Here is an 18537-nt window from a genome sequence, read left to right on the forward strand (position 1 = left end):
TATGAAGAGAAAATGTATGATCTTAATTCTAATTACAAGTTTACTTTTGGTGAGTTGTTCTAATTATAAAGAATTAAACAGTGTATCAATCGTGGTAGCTATGGGTGTCGATTATATACCTAAAGATAATCAATACAATATGGTTCTTCAAATCATTAATCCGAGTGCAATTGCCAGTGTTACTGGTTCAATAGGTACACCAGTTATTTCCCTAGCACAAAAAGGTAGAACGATTTCAGAAGCGGCGCGAAATGTTACAAAAAGTGTTTCTCGTTCAAATATATACTCTCATGTAGCACTTGTTGTTATTGGTGAAAAATTAGCAAAGGAAAAAACGTTGAACTATATATTTGATGTGTTTGAGCGGGATTCCAAAATACGTGTTAATATTCCAGTTGTTATTGCAAGGAACGACAGTGTTTATCATGTAATGAATAACTTGCCAGCACTTGATAAATTACCGGCTAAGTCAATGGTAGGGAAAATTAAAAATACGTCTTCACTACTAGGAGAAAATCAAGAAATACAAATGCGTCAAGTAATATCGGCACTTTCAAGTAGTGGTAGAGAACCGGTCGTTAATGGTGCAATTTTAGAAAATGAAACTGAGAAATCTGAAACGCTTGATAATTTTTCAGATGTGAAATCATCCTATAACAAGATTGAAGGATTAGGGGTTATTAAAAAAGGAAAGTTAGTTGGATGGTTAGATGGTCCTCCAGCAAAATCAGTTCAAATAGTTGATAATGCGATAAAGGAAACGAATATACAGATAAAATGCAGCAAAACAGAATTTGATTCAATGGAGATTACACGTTTGAAAACCGACACGAAGATTAAAATGAAAGGTAAAACACCAATCATTCAGATAAAGGTAAAAGCGATAGCCATTATTGATGAAGTACTTTGTAATGACAATTTTGATCAAGCGAAAACACTAAAAAAATATGAATTATTAAGTGAGAAAGCGGTAAAGCAAACCCTAGAGGAAGGAATTAAAAAAGCACAAGGATATGGTGCAGATATTTTTGGGTTTGGCGATAAACTACATTTATCAGATCCAAAGGTTTTTAAAAAGTATGAGAAAAATTGGAATGACCAATTTCAAAAAGCTAAAGTGAAAATTGATGTTGATGTCCAAATAAATAATGTAGGTATGAGAAAAAAAGCTTATCCATTTTAGAAAAGAAGGGAATGCTAATGAATCGAAAATTATCAATTGGTGCCTACCAATTCTTTAGTATTATATTTTTATTTGAAATGGGGAGCGCTACATTAGTAGGGCTTGCATCTGGTGCAATGCAGGATGCTTGGATTAGTGTTTTAATCGCTTTGGTTACTGGATGCTTACTATTTTGTGTTTACATCAAATTATTTGATCTGTATCCCGAGTTACCATTTACGAGATATATTCAATCTATTTTAGGGGAGTTTGCAGGCAAATTACTAGCAATGGTTTATATTCTCTATTTTATTTATATTGGAGCACGAGTTCTTAGAGACTTTGAAGAATTATTAGTGATTACACTTTACAACACATCCTCTCTTATTTCAATTGGCATTTTATTTATGTTTTTATGTATGTATGCAGTCTTTAAAGGCTTTGAAGTATTCGGTAGAGTATGTGAGTTTCTATTTTTCGTAATCATCTTCATAATCGTATCAATAATTGGTTTTGAAGTAATTGCAGGAATAATAAAAACCGATAATCTAAGACCCGTGCTAGAGACGGGTTGGAAAACCATAATAAAAGAAGCATACCCTTTGACCGTTACATTTCCATTTGGTGAAATGATTGTATTTACAATGATTTTACCTTATTTAAAGAAACCGGATAATGCATGGAAGGTCGGCATTCCTGGATTAATGTTTGTAGGTCTGCTTTTAACAGTAGTAACAATGCTTAATATTTGTGTTTTAGGAGCAAATACGGTGGTCAGAGCTACTTATCCGATCTTAACAGCAATTAGTTATATCAATATTGCTGATTTTATTCAAAGGCTCGATTCAGTCGTTGTCATTGTTATTGCTGTAGGGGGATTTATTAAGATAACGGTTTTTTTCTTTTGTGCAATCATTGGAGCGGCAGATTTATTTAAAGTGAAACAATCGGATACACTTACCTATCCAATTGCAGTAATCATAGTAATTTGTTCCGTTTGGATGGCACCTGATTATTTAGAGCACTATAAAGAAGGGTTTGACATTGTACCTTACTATTTACATATACCTTTACAAATCATTATTCCTACTGTTCTGTTGGTCATAGCAGTCATCCAAAAAAAAGCAAAAACAAAAACGAAAGAGAATGCAGAATAGAAGCCTTAACTGCATTCTCTTTCGTTTTAATTAGAACTATTTTGATTTTGTTCTTGATTTCGTTTCTTTTTTAGTTTCTTCATATACGATAGGACGATTTTGGCAACGCCGAATGGTACAGTAAAAAAGAAAATTAATACATAATCTTCACCAACTAGTTCAGTTTTGCTAAGCTTTATATTCGTTAGTAAGTGAGGAAACTGATCCCCATTATATAAGTCGATTCCTTCCAATAAGCACATCTCTAGAATAAATAAACAAAGAAAAACCCAAAATACTTTCAATGCCCGCACCCCATTTATAATGACTAATTACTATTATTTTGGTATATGATGGCAGTGATTATACGAAAAGTTAGGGGGAATTTTCTGTAATTTAATAAGTAAACAGTCGAACACAGTAGGTAGCTTGAATAAGTTGGATGACCCTTTGTTTATAGGTGATCACTAATAACGGGGCTTAAAAGTAATAGATAACATATTGAGTTCTATGATTGGCTTATTTGACTAAGTAACTTACCGTTTTAGCTCTTGTAGAGTAATTGGAGTAATAATGGTAAGCAATTGAGCGGTTTCATTATTGGTTTGCGTTAACTTACAAAATAAGATAGTATTATATTAATAGCGCATAGAAGCTGGTCTTAAGACTTGCTTCTTTTTTATTAACATATTGAATTTTTATAAATGGAGGACTACATAAAATGTTAGATATTAAAGCAATAAAAGAAATTCTTCCTCATCGTTACCCATTTTTATTAGTAGATCGTATTATTGAGCACGAAGAAGGTAAACGTGCGATTGGTATTAAAAATGTAACTGCTAACGAAGAATTTTTTAATGGTCATTTCCCTGATTATCCTGTAATGCCTGGGGTACTAATTGTAGAAGCTCTAGCACAAGTTGGAGGAGTTGCGGCGTTAAGCCTTGAGCAAAATAAAGGAAAACTTGCATTATTTGCTGGTATCGATAATTGCCGCTTTAAAAGACAAGTAGTACCAGGTGATCAGCTAAGACTAGAGGTTGAACTAGTGAAAATGCGTGGACCAATTGGTAAAGGTAAAGCAGTAGCAACAGTTGACGGACAAATAGCTTGCGAAGCTGAACTTACATTTGCACTTAAATAAATAGAGTGAACAAAAAAGAAGCCTATTTTAAAAAAATAGGCTTTCTTTTATTTTTAAGAGAAGGGCATTTAAATATAAGTAATTCAAATTTACTTTTATTTTAAGTGAGGGTTTGCTTTACTTTATAATTTCTTCTCTAAGTGTCTCTAAGTATGACTCTTTGTCATCCCTATAAAACAAATTATATGTGTCAAATGGAATCATTTTATCATCTGTCGTTACAAAATGAACACATGATTTTTTTACGCTTCGAACATCTAAATCATAATTATCTTGGAATTTCATAATTAATACTCGAAATACATTTTCATATCCCATTCCACTTGGTAAAATAACTTTTGGTAAACAACATAGAAGATCCTTTAAGCCTTGAAATCCACTTTGAGGGGAGTGATTTAAACTAAATAATTTGAAAACTTTGTTTCGTAGCTCTTCATCACTCTCGAAAACTATTGTATTCCTTTCACCCTCAAGCAATACATTCTTATCAATGATACTAGTTAAAGGGGTGATTTTACCGCCCATTTTTAAAGCATAGCCCATTGCTAAACTGTCAGGATGGCACGGCACTGGAATAATATCGTCTTCAGAATAGAATTCACTTTGTTTAATAATCTCTTGGCGAACTTCACTCAATGTTAAGCGTTCAGTTGATGGGTCATAGTTTTCTGTTCTTCCTGCGTGTTGAATAGGTTGGAATGTTACACCACGTACACACTTTTGTTCTGTACCCCATTTAATAATTTTGCCTATTTCATGGTCGTTTAAGCCCTTTTTTAGGACAGCAACCAGTGTAGTACTAATATTATACTTATTTAAATTATGAATAGCTTTTTGTCGTACCTCTCGTAAATCGCGCCCTCTTAGCTCAAGAAGTGTTTCCTCTTCAAAACTATCAAATTGAAGATAAATTTCAAAGCCAGGTTTGTAACTTGCGAGTCTTTTTACAAAGGCTTCATCAGTGGCAATTCGAATTCCGTTTGTATTGACCATGAGGTGTTTAATGCTTCGCTTTTTTGCCTCATCTAGTATTTCAAAAAAATGAGGGTGGATTGTCGGTTCACCACCGGAGATTTGAACTACATCTGCTTCCTTTTCGTTTTTAATAATCGTATCAAACATCCGTTTAATAGTTTCTAAGTCTTTCCAAGTAGTTCGTTTAGGAGAACTTTCTGCATAACAAATCGGACATTGCAAATTACACACATCTGTTATTTCAACAATACTCAAACAACTATGTTGTTCATGATCTGGGCAAAGACCACAATCGTATGGACAACCGTATTTAATTGGGGTGTTCCATCGGTGGGGCATTTCACTTGGTTTAATAAACTCTCTACATAATTGATAATAAGGAATATCTGTAGAAATTAAGACTTTTTCCATACCATGGTGCATGCAGCGTTTTAACATATAAACGCAATCATTTTCAAAGATAATTTTTGCTTCTACTTTTCGTAAGCATTTACTACAAACAGATATTGTAAAATCACTGTACGTATAAGGACGATTTGGCACGATAATTTCTCCTTCTCTGATAGATAAAATAGATAGCGTAATATAGTACGCCTAATAAACAAGTTAGTTGAATGCTACTCATTTCTCCATAGGGCTTGATTGTTGGTTTTAGCCACTCAATGAAAAACCTATAAAGAAAATATGAAGCGGAAAACAGAGCAAAGTGAAAACCCTCATAAGGTTTTTGTTTAAAAATGTATTTTATAACGAACAGTAAACAGCATAAAAAAGCAATGTCATAAAGTGATGTTGGATGACGTTTTATTCCATCGCCTAAATCAATTCCGAATACACTTGACGTAGGGATTCCATATGTATCATCTGTTAATCCAGTTAAAAAGCAACCGATTCTTCCAATGCACATTGCCAGACAAAGTGGGAGAACCATATCATCACCGGTTGAGCTTGTTTGGTTGCAAAGTTTTTTACTTAACTCAACTCCAATGATACCGCCTAGTAATCCACCAACAATGGTTTTTCCTTGAAATATTCCAAATAGACCATGACTATGAATGGTGTGCAACAATTTTGGGATGTCTTGAAGTGAAGCGACAATCAGACTGCCAAAAAGGGAACCAAGAATTGCTCCAATTAGTACGTATACGGTTTTTTCTTCACTAATCGTTCCTTTTCGGCGGAACTTAATATATACTCTAAATCCAATAAAAAAGGCTAAACTTTCAAAAACTCTATGTGGATGAAGTTCCATACCAAAAAGTGGGATCATTACAGGGGTGTGTATAGTATCACTTCCTTTTTTATTTCAAAAAATTTATTGTCATGATGCTAACCCTATGATACTATTTTTCTGAATATTCTACTATCATATATTTATAGGAAGTTCAGATTAGGGAGGGGGGATGAGGTTGCCAGATCACCGCGATTATCATCCAGTTGCTAATTTTTTTAAAGGGCTTTTTCTTGGAACTCTTACTTCATTCAGTGGAATCCTTGTTACTTTTTTAGGAATAGATTTTATAAGTTTTTCAATAGCGGCGGGAATTGTCGTTGCTATACCACTTTTAATAGGTATTTATCTTTTGTTAGTCTCCAAAAGAAAGTTCTTGGCAATTGGGTTTTTCATGTCTCTCCCAATTGTATTCTTTATATTCTATTCGATTTGTGGGGCCATTTTTTATGATATATGATAAATTTTCTCCTTTACAGAGGAAGCATCGTTAGTATCCAGCAGACTACAGATTTAATATTCAAACCCAAATAAAAAACATGCATATTCCCACCGCATGTTTTTTTACTGTTTTATTAACCGTATAAATTAATTCGTTTTTCTCCACTCTATAGCTTTTCGCTCTATTTCCTTCACAAAGGCATCTTTTCCATCCATGTATCCATAAATATCATTTGGGAATTTTTCAGCAAGCTGCGCTTTTAATTCCCCATATGCTTTCATCTCATCCTCATGTACCCTTAAAAAAGCGGGAACTGCTAGATGACGCTCAATTTCTTTTTCATTATCAAACTGATACATATGCATTTGGTGGGTACGATTCTCGCCACCTTTTCGGAAGTATCTTCTACGTGGAAGACCGAACTCACCAAGTCCCTCATAACCAATTTCTGCTAATTGATCATTATACTTGTCTATATTTTCTATGTTTTTAATGACAGGTAACATATCGATAATTGGTTTTGCCTTTAAATTTGGAACTGATGTACTACCTATGTGATGAATTTCAATAAGCTCATCTTTTAAGATTTCACGTATAAGGTTAGCTTCTTCTTGGAATAATTTTTTCCAGTTTTCATCATGGTTTTTGACAATTACGTTCCTTCCAGTATTTGTGCCCATAATAAAACCTCCGTTTAATAGAAAATGGGATTATCTCTATACAATAATCCCATTTTTCCGTCATATTAAACACCTAACAAATCAACAAGCTCATCCATAGACAATTCTGTAATCCACTGTTCGCTCGTTATGATTGTATCGTTAAGTGATTGTTTCCGTTGTAGCATTTCATCAATTTTTTCTTCTAGCGTTCCGATCGTTACAAATTTGTGGACTTGAACGAATTTTGTTTGGCCGATTCTGTATGCTCGGTCAGTCGCTTGATTTTCAACTGCTGGATTCCACCAGCGGTCAAAGTGCATTACGTGATTTGCAGCTGTTAAGTTTAATCCTGTTCCACCAGCTTTGAGTGAAAGGATAAACACTTTTACATCGCCGTTTTGGAAGCGGGAAATCATATTATCCCGGGCAGTTTTAGGAACACTACCATTTAAGAATAATACTTCTTCACCAAATTTTGCTTGGATTGCCTCTTTAAGCATATCACCCATTCTCACATACTGGGTAAAGATTAGACAGCTTTCTTTTTGTTCAAGGATTGGGTCTATTAATTCGAATAATCGTTCAACTTTACTTGATCTCTCTTCGAATTCAACAAGCTGGGATTCTTTTAAGAATAAAGAAGGGTGATCACAGATCTGTTTTAACTTATTTAGCATCCATAAAATGCGGCCTCGGCGTTCGATACCAGTTAATGTATCGATTTGTTTTAGGCTGTCTTGAACAACTTGCTCGTATAATGCTGCTTGTTCAACTGATAACGGACAAAGCATCTTTTGTTCTTGTTTTGGTGGAAGATTTAAAGCAACATCTTCGTCTTGCTTAGTTCGTCTTAGTAAGAAAGGTGAAATTAAACGATGAACAGCATTTATCTTTTCTTCATCTCGGTCCTTCTCAATAGGGTTTACATAATTGCTAGCGAAACGGTTTAGTGAACCTAGATAGCCTCTATTTATAAAATCAAATATTGTCCAAAGCTCCGTTAAACGGTTTTCCATTGGAGTACCAGTAAGAGCAATCCGGTGCTCAGCTTTTAACCCGCGAACTGCGCGAGACTGCTTTGTCGTTGGATTTTTTATGTTTTGAGCTTCATCGAGAATGATACTTTTCCAAACATATTGCTTTAGGTCTTCATAATCTAAAACGCTTAAAGCATAGGAGGTGATGACAATATCGACATCTCTCATTATTGAAAATAAGTCTTCACCTTTTAAACGGTTACCACCATAGTGAACATGAACAGTTAAATCAGGGTAAAATAATTCAATTTCTCGTTTCCAATTGTTGATAACAGAAGTAGGGCAAACAATCAATGATGCTCCTTGTTTTTCTTCGTTTTCTTTACGGTAAGCTAAATAAGAGATCGATTGAATTGTTTTACCAAGCCCCATATCGTCAGCTAGTAGTGCACCAAATCCCATATTTTTCAAATGAACTAACCATTCGAATCCTTTTTGTTGATATGCTCGTAATGTTGCTTGCAGATCATGAGGAACATTAAGCTCGGGAACTTCTGAAATGGATGTTAATCGTTTAGTTAATTCTCGGAATACATCATCTACTTCAATTTCAACTTCGGCAAAAGGTGAGTGATCGTCCTCAGGTTTTTCAGTCCCTTGTAGTAGCTCATGTTGAAGAACTTCGTGAAATCTAAGTCCTTGCTTTTCAGCCTTTGCCATCATTTTTTTCATACGTGCAATAAAAGCAGGATCAAGTGCAATCCATTGACCGTTAAATTGAATTAAACGTCTTTGATTTTCAACAAATTGTTGGAATTGTTGTTCTGAAAGCTCCATTCCATTTGTAGAAATTCGCCAGTTAAAGTCAACTAATGTTTCCATATTGAAAAATGAGTTTCCAGCAGGTTTTCCTTTTACACTTGCTTTTAAAGTCATCTTATTTTGCTTTAAAGCTTGCCACCAGCTTGGTAAAAGAACTTGAATATTTGCGGAAAGTACTTTTTCACTATCCTCTGTTAAAAATGTCCAAGCTTCTTGTTCGCTTAAAACTTCTTTTGGCTTATGATCATCGATTAAGTTTGGTGCTAATAATCCTACTCCTTGGAATGTTCGATCTAAATACTCAGCATAAGAAGAATGCTTTTTATGTAATGATTCATGTCCGTTATATTCATAAGGTTTTATGGTTTTTCGCTCATCAATTAAATACGTACGTAAATTCCAGTCATCATGCTCACTCATTGGTTCTTCAAGTACTAATCGAATTGAAAATGGAACATCATCGTCTCTTAGCCCGATTTTTACATGCCAATCGTCTTCATCAATACTATGTGTGAGTTGCTGTTTTATATAACTTGGATTGTGATACAAGCCCCTAGCAATATCCCAGCGTTTAGACTGTAAAGTTTCTATTTCAAACTGTTGTTTAATTGCAGAAGAAACCAATTCTTGTAAAGTTGGTTCTAATTGTTCAAATCCATCAATTTTCCATAGCTCATCGCTAGTCTGATAATGAGCAAAGCTTGGGGAAACGTGGCCCTCGTTAAAATCATCGTATAAACGTGAGATTACCGAATGAAACTCATTTGCTTCATCTAAATAAGTAATCTCTACTAATGAGTTTTCTTGATGTTCTCTAAAAAAAGTAAGTGCTTCGATTGGAGTTAAAAGAATTCCTTCAATCTGTCCGACTCGGGTCGGTTGCAATAATGTCCCATAATATGAAGGTTCATGCCATTGAAACACTAGATGCTTCCATGCGGTTACCGGTAAAATGACACCGTGACTTTGCATTCCATAAAGGAGTAAGCCTTTTCGCTCAACCCATTTTACGGCAATACTAAGATTTGCTAGTCGCTTCATTGACTAATTTTCCTTTCTTTAATTCCTCTTGAAGTGCACGTAAACGAATAAATTGAGATTCAACATACTGAATATAGTCATCCCACTCATTCATGCGCTTTAATTTTTTATAATTTGTTCTTAGTTTTTTCAAATATCGAACTGCTATTTTATAGTTTGCTCGGCCTTTTAATTCAATGTAATAAAGAACCAAGTGATGGTATATAGGTAATACAGATTGAGGTGAGTACTTATGTACTTCCTGAAGGTCATGTTTATCAATGTAATCAGGATTGTAAGAATATAAGTGCATTTGTAGCTCAGCCCATCGCTTGTATTCTCGATTATGCATTAAGTAATCAGTGTACTGCATCACACTATATGGAAGTAATGCTTGATAAACTACTTCTAGCCCGGCCGTTTCATTTGTGTAAAAACTATTGTACTCATAATTAGTAAGGAAATGTTTCGCAAAAGTAGTTTTTGCATATTCATCATCGCCATTTTTTAAAAAGTGTAAAAGCATCTCGTAATATAATGGCAAAAATAATGTTAGCCGATCTGTTTCATTGTTTTTTCGAAGACTTTCTATCCAGTAGGTAAAGCAATAAAGAGTACGTTCATTACTGCTGTATTGTTTTATAATGGACAGCATTGTTTCATCTTCTTTTAATAAATAATATAGATGAGCTTTTCCTAAGTCTGCATAATAATTGTCCTCAACCTTTGATAAAGTTTCTAAATCCTTATATAAAATCTTTGGACTATTTAATAGCTCTTTATATACATGACGAAAAGAGTTATATCGTGGAACTATACAAAGATTTCTTTCTAATAAAAGAGCCTGTAACTGCTCACGAAGAACTTCTTCATACTGAGTAGACACGGAACCCCCAGTTAAATTATGTAATTGTCTACTTACTGCCTCAATTTGATTTTCTAGCATTGTCATTTCGCGAGGTAAATGTGCATTGTCGTAAACTGTGCTTTGAATTTCGATTTGTCCGACCATTTTATTCATTGTAAAAATTGACGCAAGTAATTGATATAGTAGCTTTTCCTTTTCTTGACGTGGTTGTTGATTCAATAATCCATGATAAAACCGTTCATATAATGGATATACAAAATAAACATCTTGGTAAAATGACGTTCTTTGCTGTTCTATATACTCCTTATACTTTTTCTCAAATAACTCCACTGTCTCTTTCGGTCGATCCTGCTCAAACATACTCATTTGATCTAACAATTGGCGACCAGTCATGATATTCGGGATACTTTTTAAGGAAGACTGCTTAAACTTCCTCAAAATATCTCCGACTAAAGAAAATGAAGCGGCAGCATAGCAAAGAAGTGCAATTTGATGTTGGCATGGAGGAGCTTCGTAGCAATCACATCCATTTTGATCATGGTTTTCAATATGTAGAATTGGTAAATGAATTTGGTCCCCTTCTTCGACAACACCAACTAGGCGACCTTCGCGAACCGAAACATTATATACTTGACCTAGTCGATACAACTGTAGGCCAGTTTCAACAAGCTCTGCGTCCCTCGTATTTTGAGGAGAAAGCTTTGAAAAAAGTGAATATGAAAGTTCATAAATAATATCTTTACTTAAATCACGCTGAAGCATTCGATGCCTCCTTACTCGAAACATTCTTATTGGTAATTATACCCTAAACAAATACGATACACATAGCCGAAAAGGGAAAAATTGAAAGTTGATATAGATTGTTACTATTAAGTTGTAATTAAGATTTTGGAATCATAAAAAAAAGAGTGGGAAGCAATTAAAATTCTGGAACGCAAATGAAAAGTCGGGATCACAATTAAAACCCGGAAATCACCAATAAAAAGTGAGAATCCGCAATTAAAATCTGGGAATCGTAAATAAAAAAGTGTAAATCGCAATTAAAATCCTGGAATGGCAAATAAAAACTATCAAATCAAATATATTCAAAAAATAAATTGTACTTATATGTAAAATCCTCAGTTTCAACTAAAATCGATAAAAACATACCTATATTTAAAGTAAAAAACGTAACAGGAATGGGTAAGTGTGTAATACAATTTTAATATGCAATGAAAATGCTAATATATTAAAATATTAATATATTAGACATTTAAAAAAAGCTCCCTAAATGGGGAGCTTTTCGTCTGTTACGAGTAAAAAACAATTACTTACATATACACAATTGTTTTTGATTAACTAGAGAGGTGAAGGGATTGAAGAAAGGTTATATTAGTTTAATTGTTTTAGTACTTATGTTTAGTATGTTTAAAGATGTATTTGCGGAAACAAAAGCTGCAGACAAATGGGTTGTAACTCTAAAACCTACAGAATTGACCATTCAGAGTACTGGAGCTGGAGGAACAACCAGTGGCACAACAACTGGAGGAACAACCGGTGGTACAACAACTGGAGGAACAACCGGTGGTACAACAACTGGAGGAACAATCGGTGGTACAACAACTGGAGGAACAACCGGCGGTGCAACAACTGAAGGAACAACCGGTGGCACAACAACTGAAGGAACAACCGGTGGCACAACAACTGAAGGAACAACCGGTGGCACAACAACTGAAGGAACAACCGGCGGTGCAACAACTGGAGGAACAACCGGTGGTACAACAACTGAAGGAACAACCGGTGGCACAACAACTGGAGGAACAACCGGCGGTGCAACAACTGAAGAAACAACCGGTGGCACAACAACTGGAGGAACAACCGGCGGTGTAACAACTGAAGAAACAACCAGTGATGTAACTAACACAACAACTACAATAACAATACCAGCGAACATTAAGTTAAAAGTAGATAAAGAGGAAAATGACCTTTACTATGTTACTTATAATGGGAATGCTGGAACTATTTTGAAAAGTGCAGTCCGAGATGCTACTCCATGGGAAATCTACCCTACGGCGAAAGTCTTTAAAGTAACAAACGATACACCTCTATTATTAAGTGAAAATGGTAAATTAGTGAATAGGGGAACAGTAAAAGCAAATACGGTTTTTAGTAAAATAGGTGTGAAGGATCAGTATTTAATGATCCAATATTCTAATCAAACTGCTTATATTGATAAAAATAAAACAATTCCTTTACCAAATGGGACATTGCCTGTAATCAATATTGTGACTCAGCCTGTCAAAATTACAGCAGGTGTTGCAGTGCGAAATACTAAAATTGTCTTCCCGCGTGATCCGAAACCAACAATGGTTAACATACCTGCTAAGCAAAAAATAGTAATTGATTCAGCTTATTCCTCTTATTATGTCGTTAAAGTTGGGGGACTTAAGGGGCTTATCCCTAAAGCGGATATTTCGTTAAAAACATATAATTACGTTGACCCAAATGGTGATTACTCATATGAAGAATTGACAGCGGATTTACAGGAGTTGAATGCTTGGTATCCTGGATTTACTAAAGTTGAAACGATTGGTAAATCGGTAGATGGTAGAAATTTATATGCGATTAAGCTAGGGACTGGAAAAGCTGAAATTAGTATAAATGGTTCGCATCATGCTCGTGAGCATATGACAACAAATGTCATAATGGAAATGCTTGATCAGTATGCTAGTGCGTATGAAAAAAATACAAAGATTTCTGGTTTTGATGTAAGAAAAACATTATCACAAACGTCTATTTATTTTGTACCAATGGTTAATCCTGATGGTGTAATGCTTGTACAAAAAGGTGCGAGCAGTGCAAAGAATCCAAATCAGGTCATTAAATTAAATAATGGTAGCAAGAATTTTAAAGCTTGGAAGGCAAATGTACGTGGCGTAGATTTAAATCGTCAATACCCAGCTGGGTGGAATACGATTTCTGGTAATAAGTCAAAGCCTGGACCTGATAACTATAAAGGTACGAAGGCTCTAAGTGAACCAGAAGCTAAAGCTTTATATGATTTCACTAATAAACATTCATTCAAAAATACAGTTGCATACCACTCATCAGGAAATATTATTTTCTGGCATTATAATCAATCAGGGACTCAAATGGCTAGAGATAAGGCAATTGCTACAAAATTATCAAAACAAACAGGTTATAGTTTGGTCGCTCCCGCAAAAGGTGGAGGCGGTGGATATAAAGACTGGTATGTCGCTGCAAAAAAACGACCTGGATTTACGATTGAAATTTCTCCTTATGTAGGGAACAAACCAGTTCCAAATAGTTACTTTAGTAGTATTATGAAGAAGAACTTACCAGTTGGTTTAATACTTGCTAACGAAAAGTAAAAAATAAGGCCATTTTTTATAATAAATCCATAAAATTTAATTATTCTTCGTGCACAATTTGTTTTTCATTTCATTTTATGTTACTATAGGTACATACTTAATAAGAAATTGGTTAATTCAATTCATGTGTTAAAAGGGACGAATTTTCATCCTGTTCTAATGTGTGTATTTTTTCTTAACAATACTCATTAAGTGTAAAAAAACAGGTATATATGGAGGTTCGTACAATGAACACAGGTACAGTTAAATGGTTTAACGCAGAAAAAGGTTTCGGATTCATCGCTGTTGAAGGTGGAGACGATGTATTCGTACATTTCTCAGCTATCCAAGGCGACGGTTTCAAATCTCTTGAAGAAGGCCAAAAAGTAAGCTTTGAGATCACTCAAGGTAACCGTGGCGCTCAAGCTGAAAACGTAGTTAAATTATAATTTCACTTTTGAGTGAATAAAAGGCTGCTAGCATTTTTGTTAGCAGTCTTTTTTTATTTTTGTGGAGAAGTGTTAATGGCGTCGCCTGCAAATAAAATGTCCACAATCGTATATAAACTATTTAAAAAAGTAAATCTGAAAAAAATATTAAAACTTCTAATATCTTCCATTATAATGTATTAAATTAACTAATGGAATTAAAACTGGTAAATATAAAAAAATCTTACCGAGAAAACACATAAGGTGGAATCGAAACTATATTCATACTTTATTTTGATCAGTTGGTCCTCCTGGGTATTCATGAAAGTAACTAATAAGTTCGAAAATCAACAAAAAAAGAGCTTAAAGTAAGCTCCTTTTCCTAAAAAATCTTTATTTTAATGCAGAATCAATTAATTCGGTTGCTTCAAGCTGTGATATGCCTTTAATTAAGCTAAGTTCGCCAACAAACATGCGTTTAGCCATGTCTAGCATTTCTCTTTCACTAGGGTTTAAAGGTTTTTCCCTGCCTTGAAGCGTTAGATCACGTACAACTTGAGCACCAGCGAGTAATTCGCCAGACTTTAGTTTCTTCATGTTTAAATCATATTTTTGTTTCCAAGATAAGGAATCGTCGGGAAGACCATTTGAAAAGTCATCTAATACATTACTTAAGTGTTCTTTGTCTTCGACTAAACGAATTTTCGTATTTGACACCTTCCCTTGAGGGACCATCAATTTTAAATTGCTGGATGGTATGTTGATTATGTAGTACTGTTGTGTTACACCTTGTATAACTTTCTCTTCGATGGAATCAATTACTGCAGCTCCCTGCATTGGGTAAATAATTTGATCGCCAATTTTGAACAATGTACCCACCTCCGAAAATTCTTATAACTTAAGTATAACATTAATAAATGAAATATCAAAATTTATATGATAACATTTGTAAAATAAAACTGTCAATAATTTTATGTATATTTTTTTACTTTTTTGGGGAAAAGATGAACATGTCATATGGTCGTGGACATAATATGAAGAAAGAGACTGTCGAAAGGAGGTTAGGTTACTAATGAATTTTCGTGTAGTTATTTTTATCGTTACAGTACTTACTTTTTTTACAACGACCACCGGATGTAGCCAACAAGAGCAAAGAGAGCTACAGAAGCTTCCCGATGGCGTATTTCTAGCAGCATCTGAGCTTTCTTATGAAGCATTTCTAAGTAAAGAAATAGGCAGAAGCTTAAGAGAACATAAAGGAATTGCTGATCCATTACTTACTCAAGTTCATAAGAATCTTAGCGATTATAGTCTTGTTTCCATTACATCTGGTAATATTGGTTTTTCTGCAATAGCACTAAAAAACAAAAAAAATAATAGTTTACTATTTGCTTTTAGTGGATTAAAGAAAATTAATATACAAGATATTTACCAAAGATTAGTTGAATTTGAAACTCCTGAGAATGGTTCACCAATTGTCGTAGATCAACAAGCTCAGCAAGCATATGACTGGGTTACAACAATATTAAATAAAAAAGAGAACTATCATTCAAGTGTGTATGTTACTGGTCATTCGTTTGGAGGTTATTTGGCTCAATTTGTGGGTAATCAACTTAAGAATGATAAAAAATTGAAAAATCATTTATTTGTACAGGGCGTTACATTTAACTCATTAGGTGTACTATTAGATGATGGTTCGAAAAAACTTCATGCAAAATCACAAAAAGTCCAAAAAACGTTTAAACCGCTATTTACAAATTACATTGTTAAGGGTGACCCATTGGACTACGCCAATAAAACCTTCTTTAAACAAATAACTGGGTACTCACTCCAGCATCTCGGTAATGTCAAATATATTACAGTTGATGAGAATTATAAATCGTCTTTAACGGCTTTAGAAAAAACAACAGATTTATGGACAAAAGCAAGATTATTGAAACCTTTGTACCCATATCACGATTTAGTTGAGTTTGAGGGTGCGTTTTGGAAATAGAGTAAATTATTAAAAATACTAAGATTAATCTACTAAACCTTTTTTGTTGGTTTAGGAACTAATCTTAGTATTTTTTTGTTCCAAAAAAAATGTAAAACTAGTTATTTCTATATTAGTAGTCATTCACGGAGACATTTAAGAGGCGTTTTTCATAAGATGTTATATCTAAATTAATATTCATAGAATGGAGGTTAAAGTTGATTGACTTATTTTCTTAAAATTGGACAAGCAATTGAAAATAAGAAAACTACTTTTTTAGTTTCAAATTCCCAAAAGTTTTTAAGTAATAAAACTACTTTGTTTGCAGTTAGCCTCAATATTGATGGTGGTAGTTTTACTGATGTGAACTTTGATCAGAAGATAGATGGGGGAAATTTTACCGACACACCTTTAGGTAATATAGATGGAGGGAATTTTTAATGGCGCAAAAAATACAAATTCGTAGAGGTCTTAAAGCAAACTTACCGCTTTTGGATGTTGGTGAATTTGGCTTTACTACCGATACAAATGAATTATTTATTGGATCTAGTAATGGTAACATCTTATTTTCAAATCGGAATGAATTATCTAGTTTAATTATTAATTTAAAAACTTTAGGGGTAAAATCAGGAAATAGTACATTTGCAGCAAGTAATTCAGCGATTCTAAAAAGTTTAATTACACAATACCCAAATGGTGAATTTACTTTTTATTTACCAAAAGGAGAATATTATTTTAATCCAATAGACCTAACTAGTATATCAGGCAGTATTACAATAAAATTAAAAGGTGAAAATGATGGATTATCCCCATCTTGGTTTAAAAGTGTATCCACTACAATTAAGACAAATAAGCAAGATTTTATATATGACCGAAGAAATCCTTCTCCAGGCATTTGTTTCTATGTGGAGGATTTAAAGTTCTATTCTTATGAAGGTTATACAGAAATTCCAACCGGAGTTTGTTTTGGAGCACAAAATGACGGATCTGCTGAATACAATTTCCATTTTTATAATGTATTCATTCATGGCTTTGATTACGGATTTAAATCACCAGGTTTTTCATGCGCTGGTAGCGGTGGTAAACATATGTCATTCTCAACTTGCCACTATGGAATATACATTAGTTCAGCTAGTCATTTATTTCAAGCAGACGATGTTGAGTTACTTTATAATCGAGTTGGTATTAGATTTGGTTATGGGGGTACTCCATGTTCAATTTCAAATATCCACGTAGCAATTGGCTATTTAGGCGCAGATAAAAATAATTTCGATCGCTTTATGGTCATTCACACAAAAGGTAGTGTGAATATCTCTAATTTATATCAGGAAGCATACGAATCAGACGCGCAGCCTGAGAAGACAACGATAATTGATTATGAAGGCTGGGCATTTGGAATTAATCCAATAATTATAGAAAACATTCCAATTATCGCTCCTTCAGGAAATGGAGGCCTTTTTTTAAGAGGAAGAACTTATTTAGGTGAAGGTCCAGAAACAGGAACTGTGAATCCGGTTGAGATTGATAGCAGTGATATTAATCAGTATCCAAACGGATGTGTAATTTTTAAAAACTGTATGCCTCCAAGTGATTTCACAACTTTGAAATCACTAATTGATATAAATGGTTCAGATGGAACAGGTTACTATTTTGAAGGTATGGAAATATATAAAAATGGGTTGTCTTTATCAAAAGACTCATTGTATAAATTACGATCAAAATTTAACTATGTTAGTTATAATTTGACGAGCTTTCAAAATTATTTAATGTATAATTTCTCAGATTTACAAACGCCCGTCTCAGATGGAGTGGCATTTAAGGATAAATTTGTTGAAATGGCATCAAAGGTAATTGTAAAAGGATCAGTTTATATAGATGCTGGGATTTCAACTAATGTAAAAGTAGTATTAGGTGTAATTTATGATTACTATGATGATGCTACTGGTGGTACAAATAATAGAGGTGTAGAGTTTTCGCCAATTTGTACAATTGATACTACAGGTGGAAAAGTTTTCAATGGTGGTAATTTCTATGTAGATGCAAGTTTTACAAAAGGCACAAATCATAATTATAGAAGTCAGATTAAATTAGGTTATAAACTGGTCGACGGAGCAACAAGCACTTACAAGTTAAAGTCTACTGACTTTAGTAAAATAACATATAATGTAGAAATACGGAAATTACTATTCTGATGAATGGATTATAGAGGGGGGAAGTAATTTGAGTTATAAATACCTCTTCATAATTTACTTTTGGGGCGACGACGTCCCCTTTTTTTATGGGCTTTTTGGATATCTCCAGTCAGTATTTAGAGAAGTTTCAACTATTTAGACTGACTGGAGGCACTG

Annotated in this window: 16 protein-coding genes; 9 read left to right on the forward strand and 7 right to left on the reverse strand. The window is 34.0% G+C overall.

Annotated features, from left to right (window positions below):
- Position 1 precedes the first annotated feature (1 nt).
- Together V5E38_RS22260 and V5E38_RS22265 are read left to right on the forward strand one after the other, a co-directional pair.
- Positions 2-1183, forward strand: coding sequence for a Ger(x)C family spore germination protein (locus V5E38_RS22260; RefSeq protein ID WP_499211470.1), 1182 nt, complete (start codon positions 2-4; stop codon positions 1181-1183).
- A 17-nt stretch (positions 1184-1200) separates the two neighbouring features.
- Entirely contained in the window at positions 1201-2319 is a 1119-nt protein-coding gene (locus V5E38_RS22265; protein ID WP_499211471.1) for a GerAB/ArcD/ProY family transporter, read from the forward strand.
- Positions 2320-2345: 26 nt separating this feature from the next.
- Here V5E38_RS22265 and V5E38_RS22270 read toward each other — a convergent pair whose 3' ends face one another.
- On the reverse strand, positions 2346-2603 hold the full coding sequence (locus tag V5E38_RS22270; protein WP_097974935.1) for a hypothetical protein: 258 nt from the start codon (positions 2601-2603) through the stop codon (positions 2346-2348).
- A 416-nt stretch (positions 2604-3019) separates the two neighbouring features.
- Here V5E38_RS22270 and fabZ point away from each other — a divergent pair, with 416 nt between their 5' ends.
- The gene (fabZ, locus tag V5E38_RS22275; protein WP_056469377.1) at positions 3020-3442 is read left to right on the forward strand and encodes a 3-hydroxyacyl-ACP dehydratase FabZ; all 423 of its coding nucleotides are present in this window, start codon (positions 3020-3022) and stop codon (positions 3440-3442) included.
- 117 nt (positions 3443-3559) lie between these two features.
- Here the strand turns inward: fabZ and V5E38_RS22280 are convergent, their stop codons facing one another.
- Together V5E38_RS22280 and V5E38_RS22285 are read right to left on the reverse strand one after the other, a co-directional pair.
- A complete protein-coding gene (locus tag V5E38_RS22280) occupies positions 3560-4960 on the reverse strand; it encodes a radical SAM protein (RefSeq protein WP_499211472.1) in 1401 nt (466 codons plus the stop codon).
- Entirely contained in the window at positions 4932-5687 is a 756-nt protein-coding gene (locus tag V5E38_RS22285) for a prolipoprotein diacylglyceryl transferase (RefSeq protein ID WP_499211473.1), read from the reverse strand. Before V5E38_RS22285 ends, V5E38_RS22280 begins: the two co-directional genes overlap by 29 nt.
- Before the next feature lie 139 nt (positions 5688-5826).
- Between V5E38_RS22285 and V5E38_RS22290 the strand changes: the two genes are divergently transcribed.
- Positions 5827-6108, forward strand: coding sequence for a hypothetical protein (locus tag V5E38_RS22290; RefSeq protein ID WP_499211474.1), 282 nt, complete (start codon positions 5827-5829; stop codon positions 6106-6108).
- Between the two features lie 128 nt (positions 6109-6236).
- Here V5E38_RS22290 and V5E38_RS22295 read toward each other — a convergent pair whose 3' ends face one another.
- From V5E38_RS22295 to V5E38_RS22305, 3 genes are all read right to left on the reverse strand, one after another.
- The gene (locus V5E38_RS22295; protein ID WP_499211475.1) at positions 6237-6770 is read right to left on the reverse strand and encodes a GrpB family protein; all 534 of its coding nucleotides are present in this window, start codon (positions 6768-6770) and stop codon (positions 6237-6239) included.
- Between the two features lie 65 nt (positions 6771-6835).
- Positions 6836-9592, reverse strand: coding sequence for a DEAD/DEAH box helicase (locus V5E38_RS22300; RefSeq protein ID WP_499211476.1), 2757 nt, complete (start codon positions 9590-9592; stop codon positions 6836-6838).
- Complete coding sequence (locus V5E38_RS22305; protein WP_097974948.1) at positions 9570-11201, reverse strand: hypothetical protein; 1632 nt, start codon at positions 11199-11201, stop codon at positions 9570-9572. The genes V5E38_RS22300 and V5E38_RS22305 overlap by 23 nt, the downstream gene beginning before the upstream one ends.
- A gap of 593 nt (positions 11202-11794) precedes the next feature.
- On the opposite strand from V5E38_RS22305, the gene V5E38_RS22310 reads away from it, so the two are divergent.
- Complete coding sequence (locus V5E38_RS22310) at positions 11795-13810, forward strand: M14 family metallopeptidase (RefSeq protein WP_499211477.1); 2016 nt, start codon at positions 11795-11797, stop codon at positions 13808-13810.
- A 227-nt stretch (positions 13811-14037) separates the two neighbouring features.
- Complete coding sequence (cspD, locus tag V5E38_RS22315) at positions 14038-14238, forward strand: cold-shock protein CspD (RefSeq protein ID WP_025568675.1); 201 nt, start codon at positions 14038-14040, stop codon at positions 14236-14238.
- A gap of 372 nt (positions 14239-14610) precedes the next feature.
- Here the strand turns inward: cspD and V5E38_RS22320 are convergent, their stop codons facing one another.
- The gene (locus V5E38_RS22320) at positions 14611-15096 is read right to left on the reverse strand and encodes a CarD family transcriptional regulator (RefSeq protein ID WP_286133493.1); all 486 of its coding nucleotides are present in this window, start codon (positions 15094-15096) and stop codon (positions 14611-14613) included.
- Positions 15097-15289: 193 nt separating this feature from the next.
- On the opposite strand from V5E38_RS22320, the gene V5E38_RS22325 reads away from it, so the two are divergent.
- From V5E38_RS22325 to V5E38_RS22335, 3 genes are all read left to right on the forward strand, one after another.
- Positions 15290-16210: an alpha/beta hydrolase family protein gene (locus V5E38_RS22325; protein ID WP_499211478.1), complete on the forward strand. Its 921-nt coding sequence runs from the start codon at positions 15290-15292 to the stop codon at positions 16208-16210.
- Between the two features lie 201 nt (positions 16211-16411).
- Positions 16412-16630, forward strand: a complete 219-nt coding sequence (locus tag V5E38_RS22330; protein ID WP_097974954.1) for a hypothetical protein — start codon at positions 16412-16414, stop codon at positions 16628-16630.
- Positions 16630-18381: a hyaluronate lyase N-terminal domain-containing protein gene (locus tag V5E38_RS22335; RefSeq protein WP_499211479.1), complete on the forward strand. Its 1752-nt coding sequence runs from the start codon at positions 16630-16632 to the stop codon at positions 18379-18381. Before V5E38_RS22330 ends, V5E38_RS22335 begins: the two co-directional genes overlap by 1 nt.
- Positions 18382-18537 lie beyond the last annotated feature (156 nt).

This window comes from Rossellomorea sp. GAMAL-10_SWC, from assembly GCF_049568075.1.
GTDB lineage: Bacteria > Bacillota > Bacilli > Bacillales > Bacillaceae_G > Gottfriedia.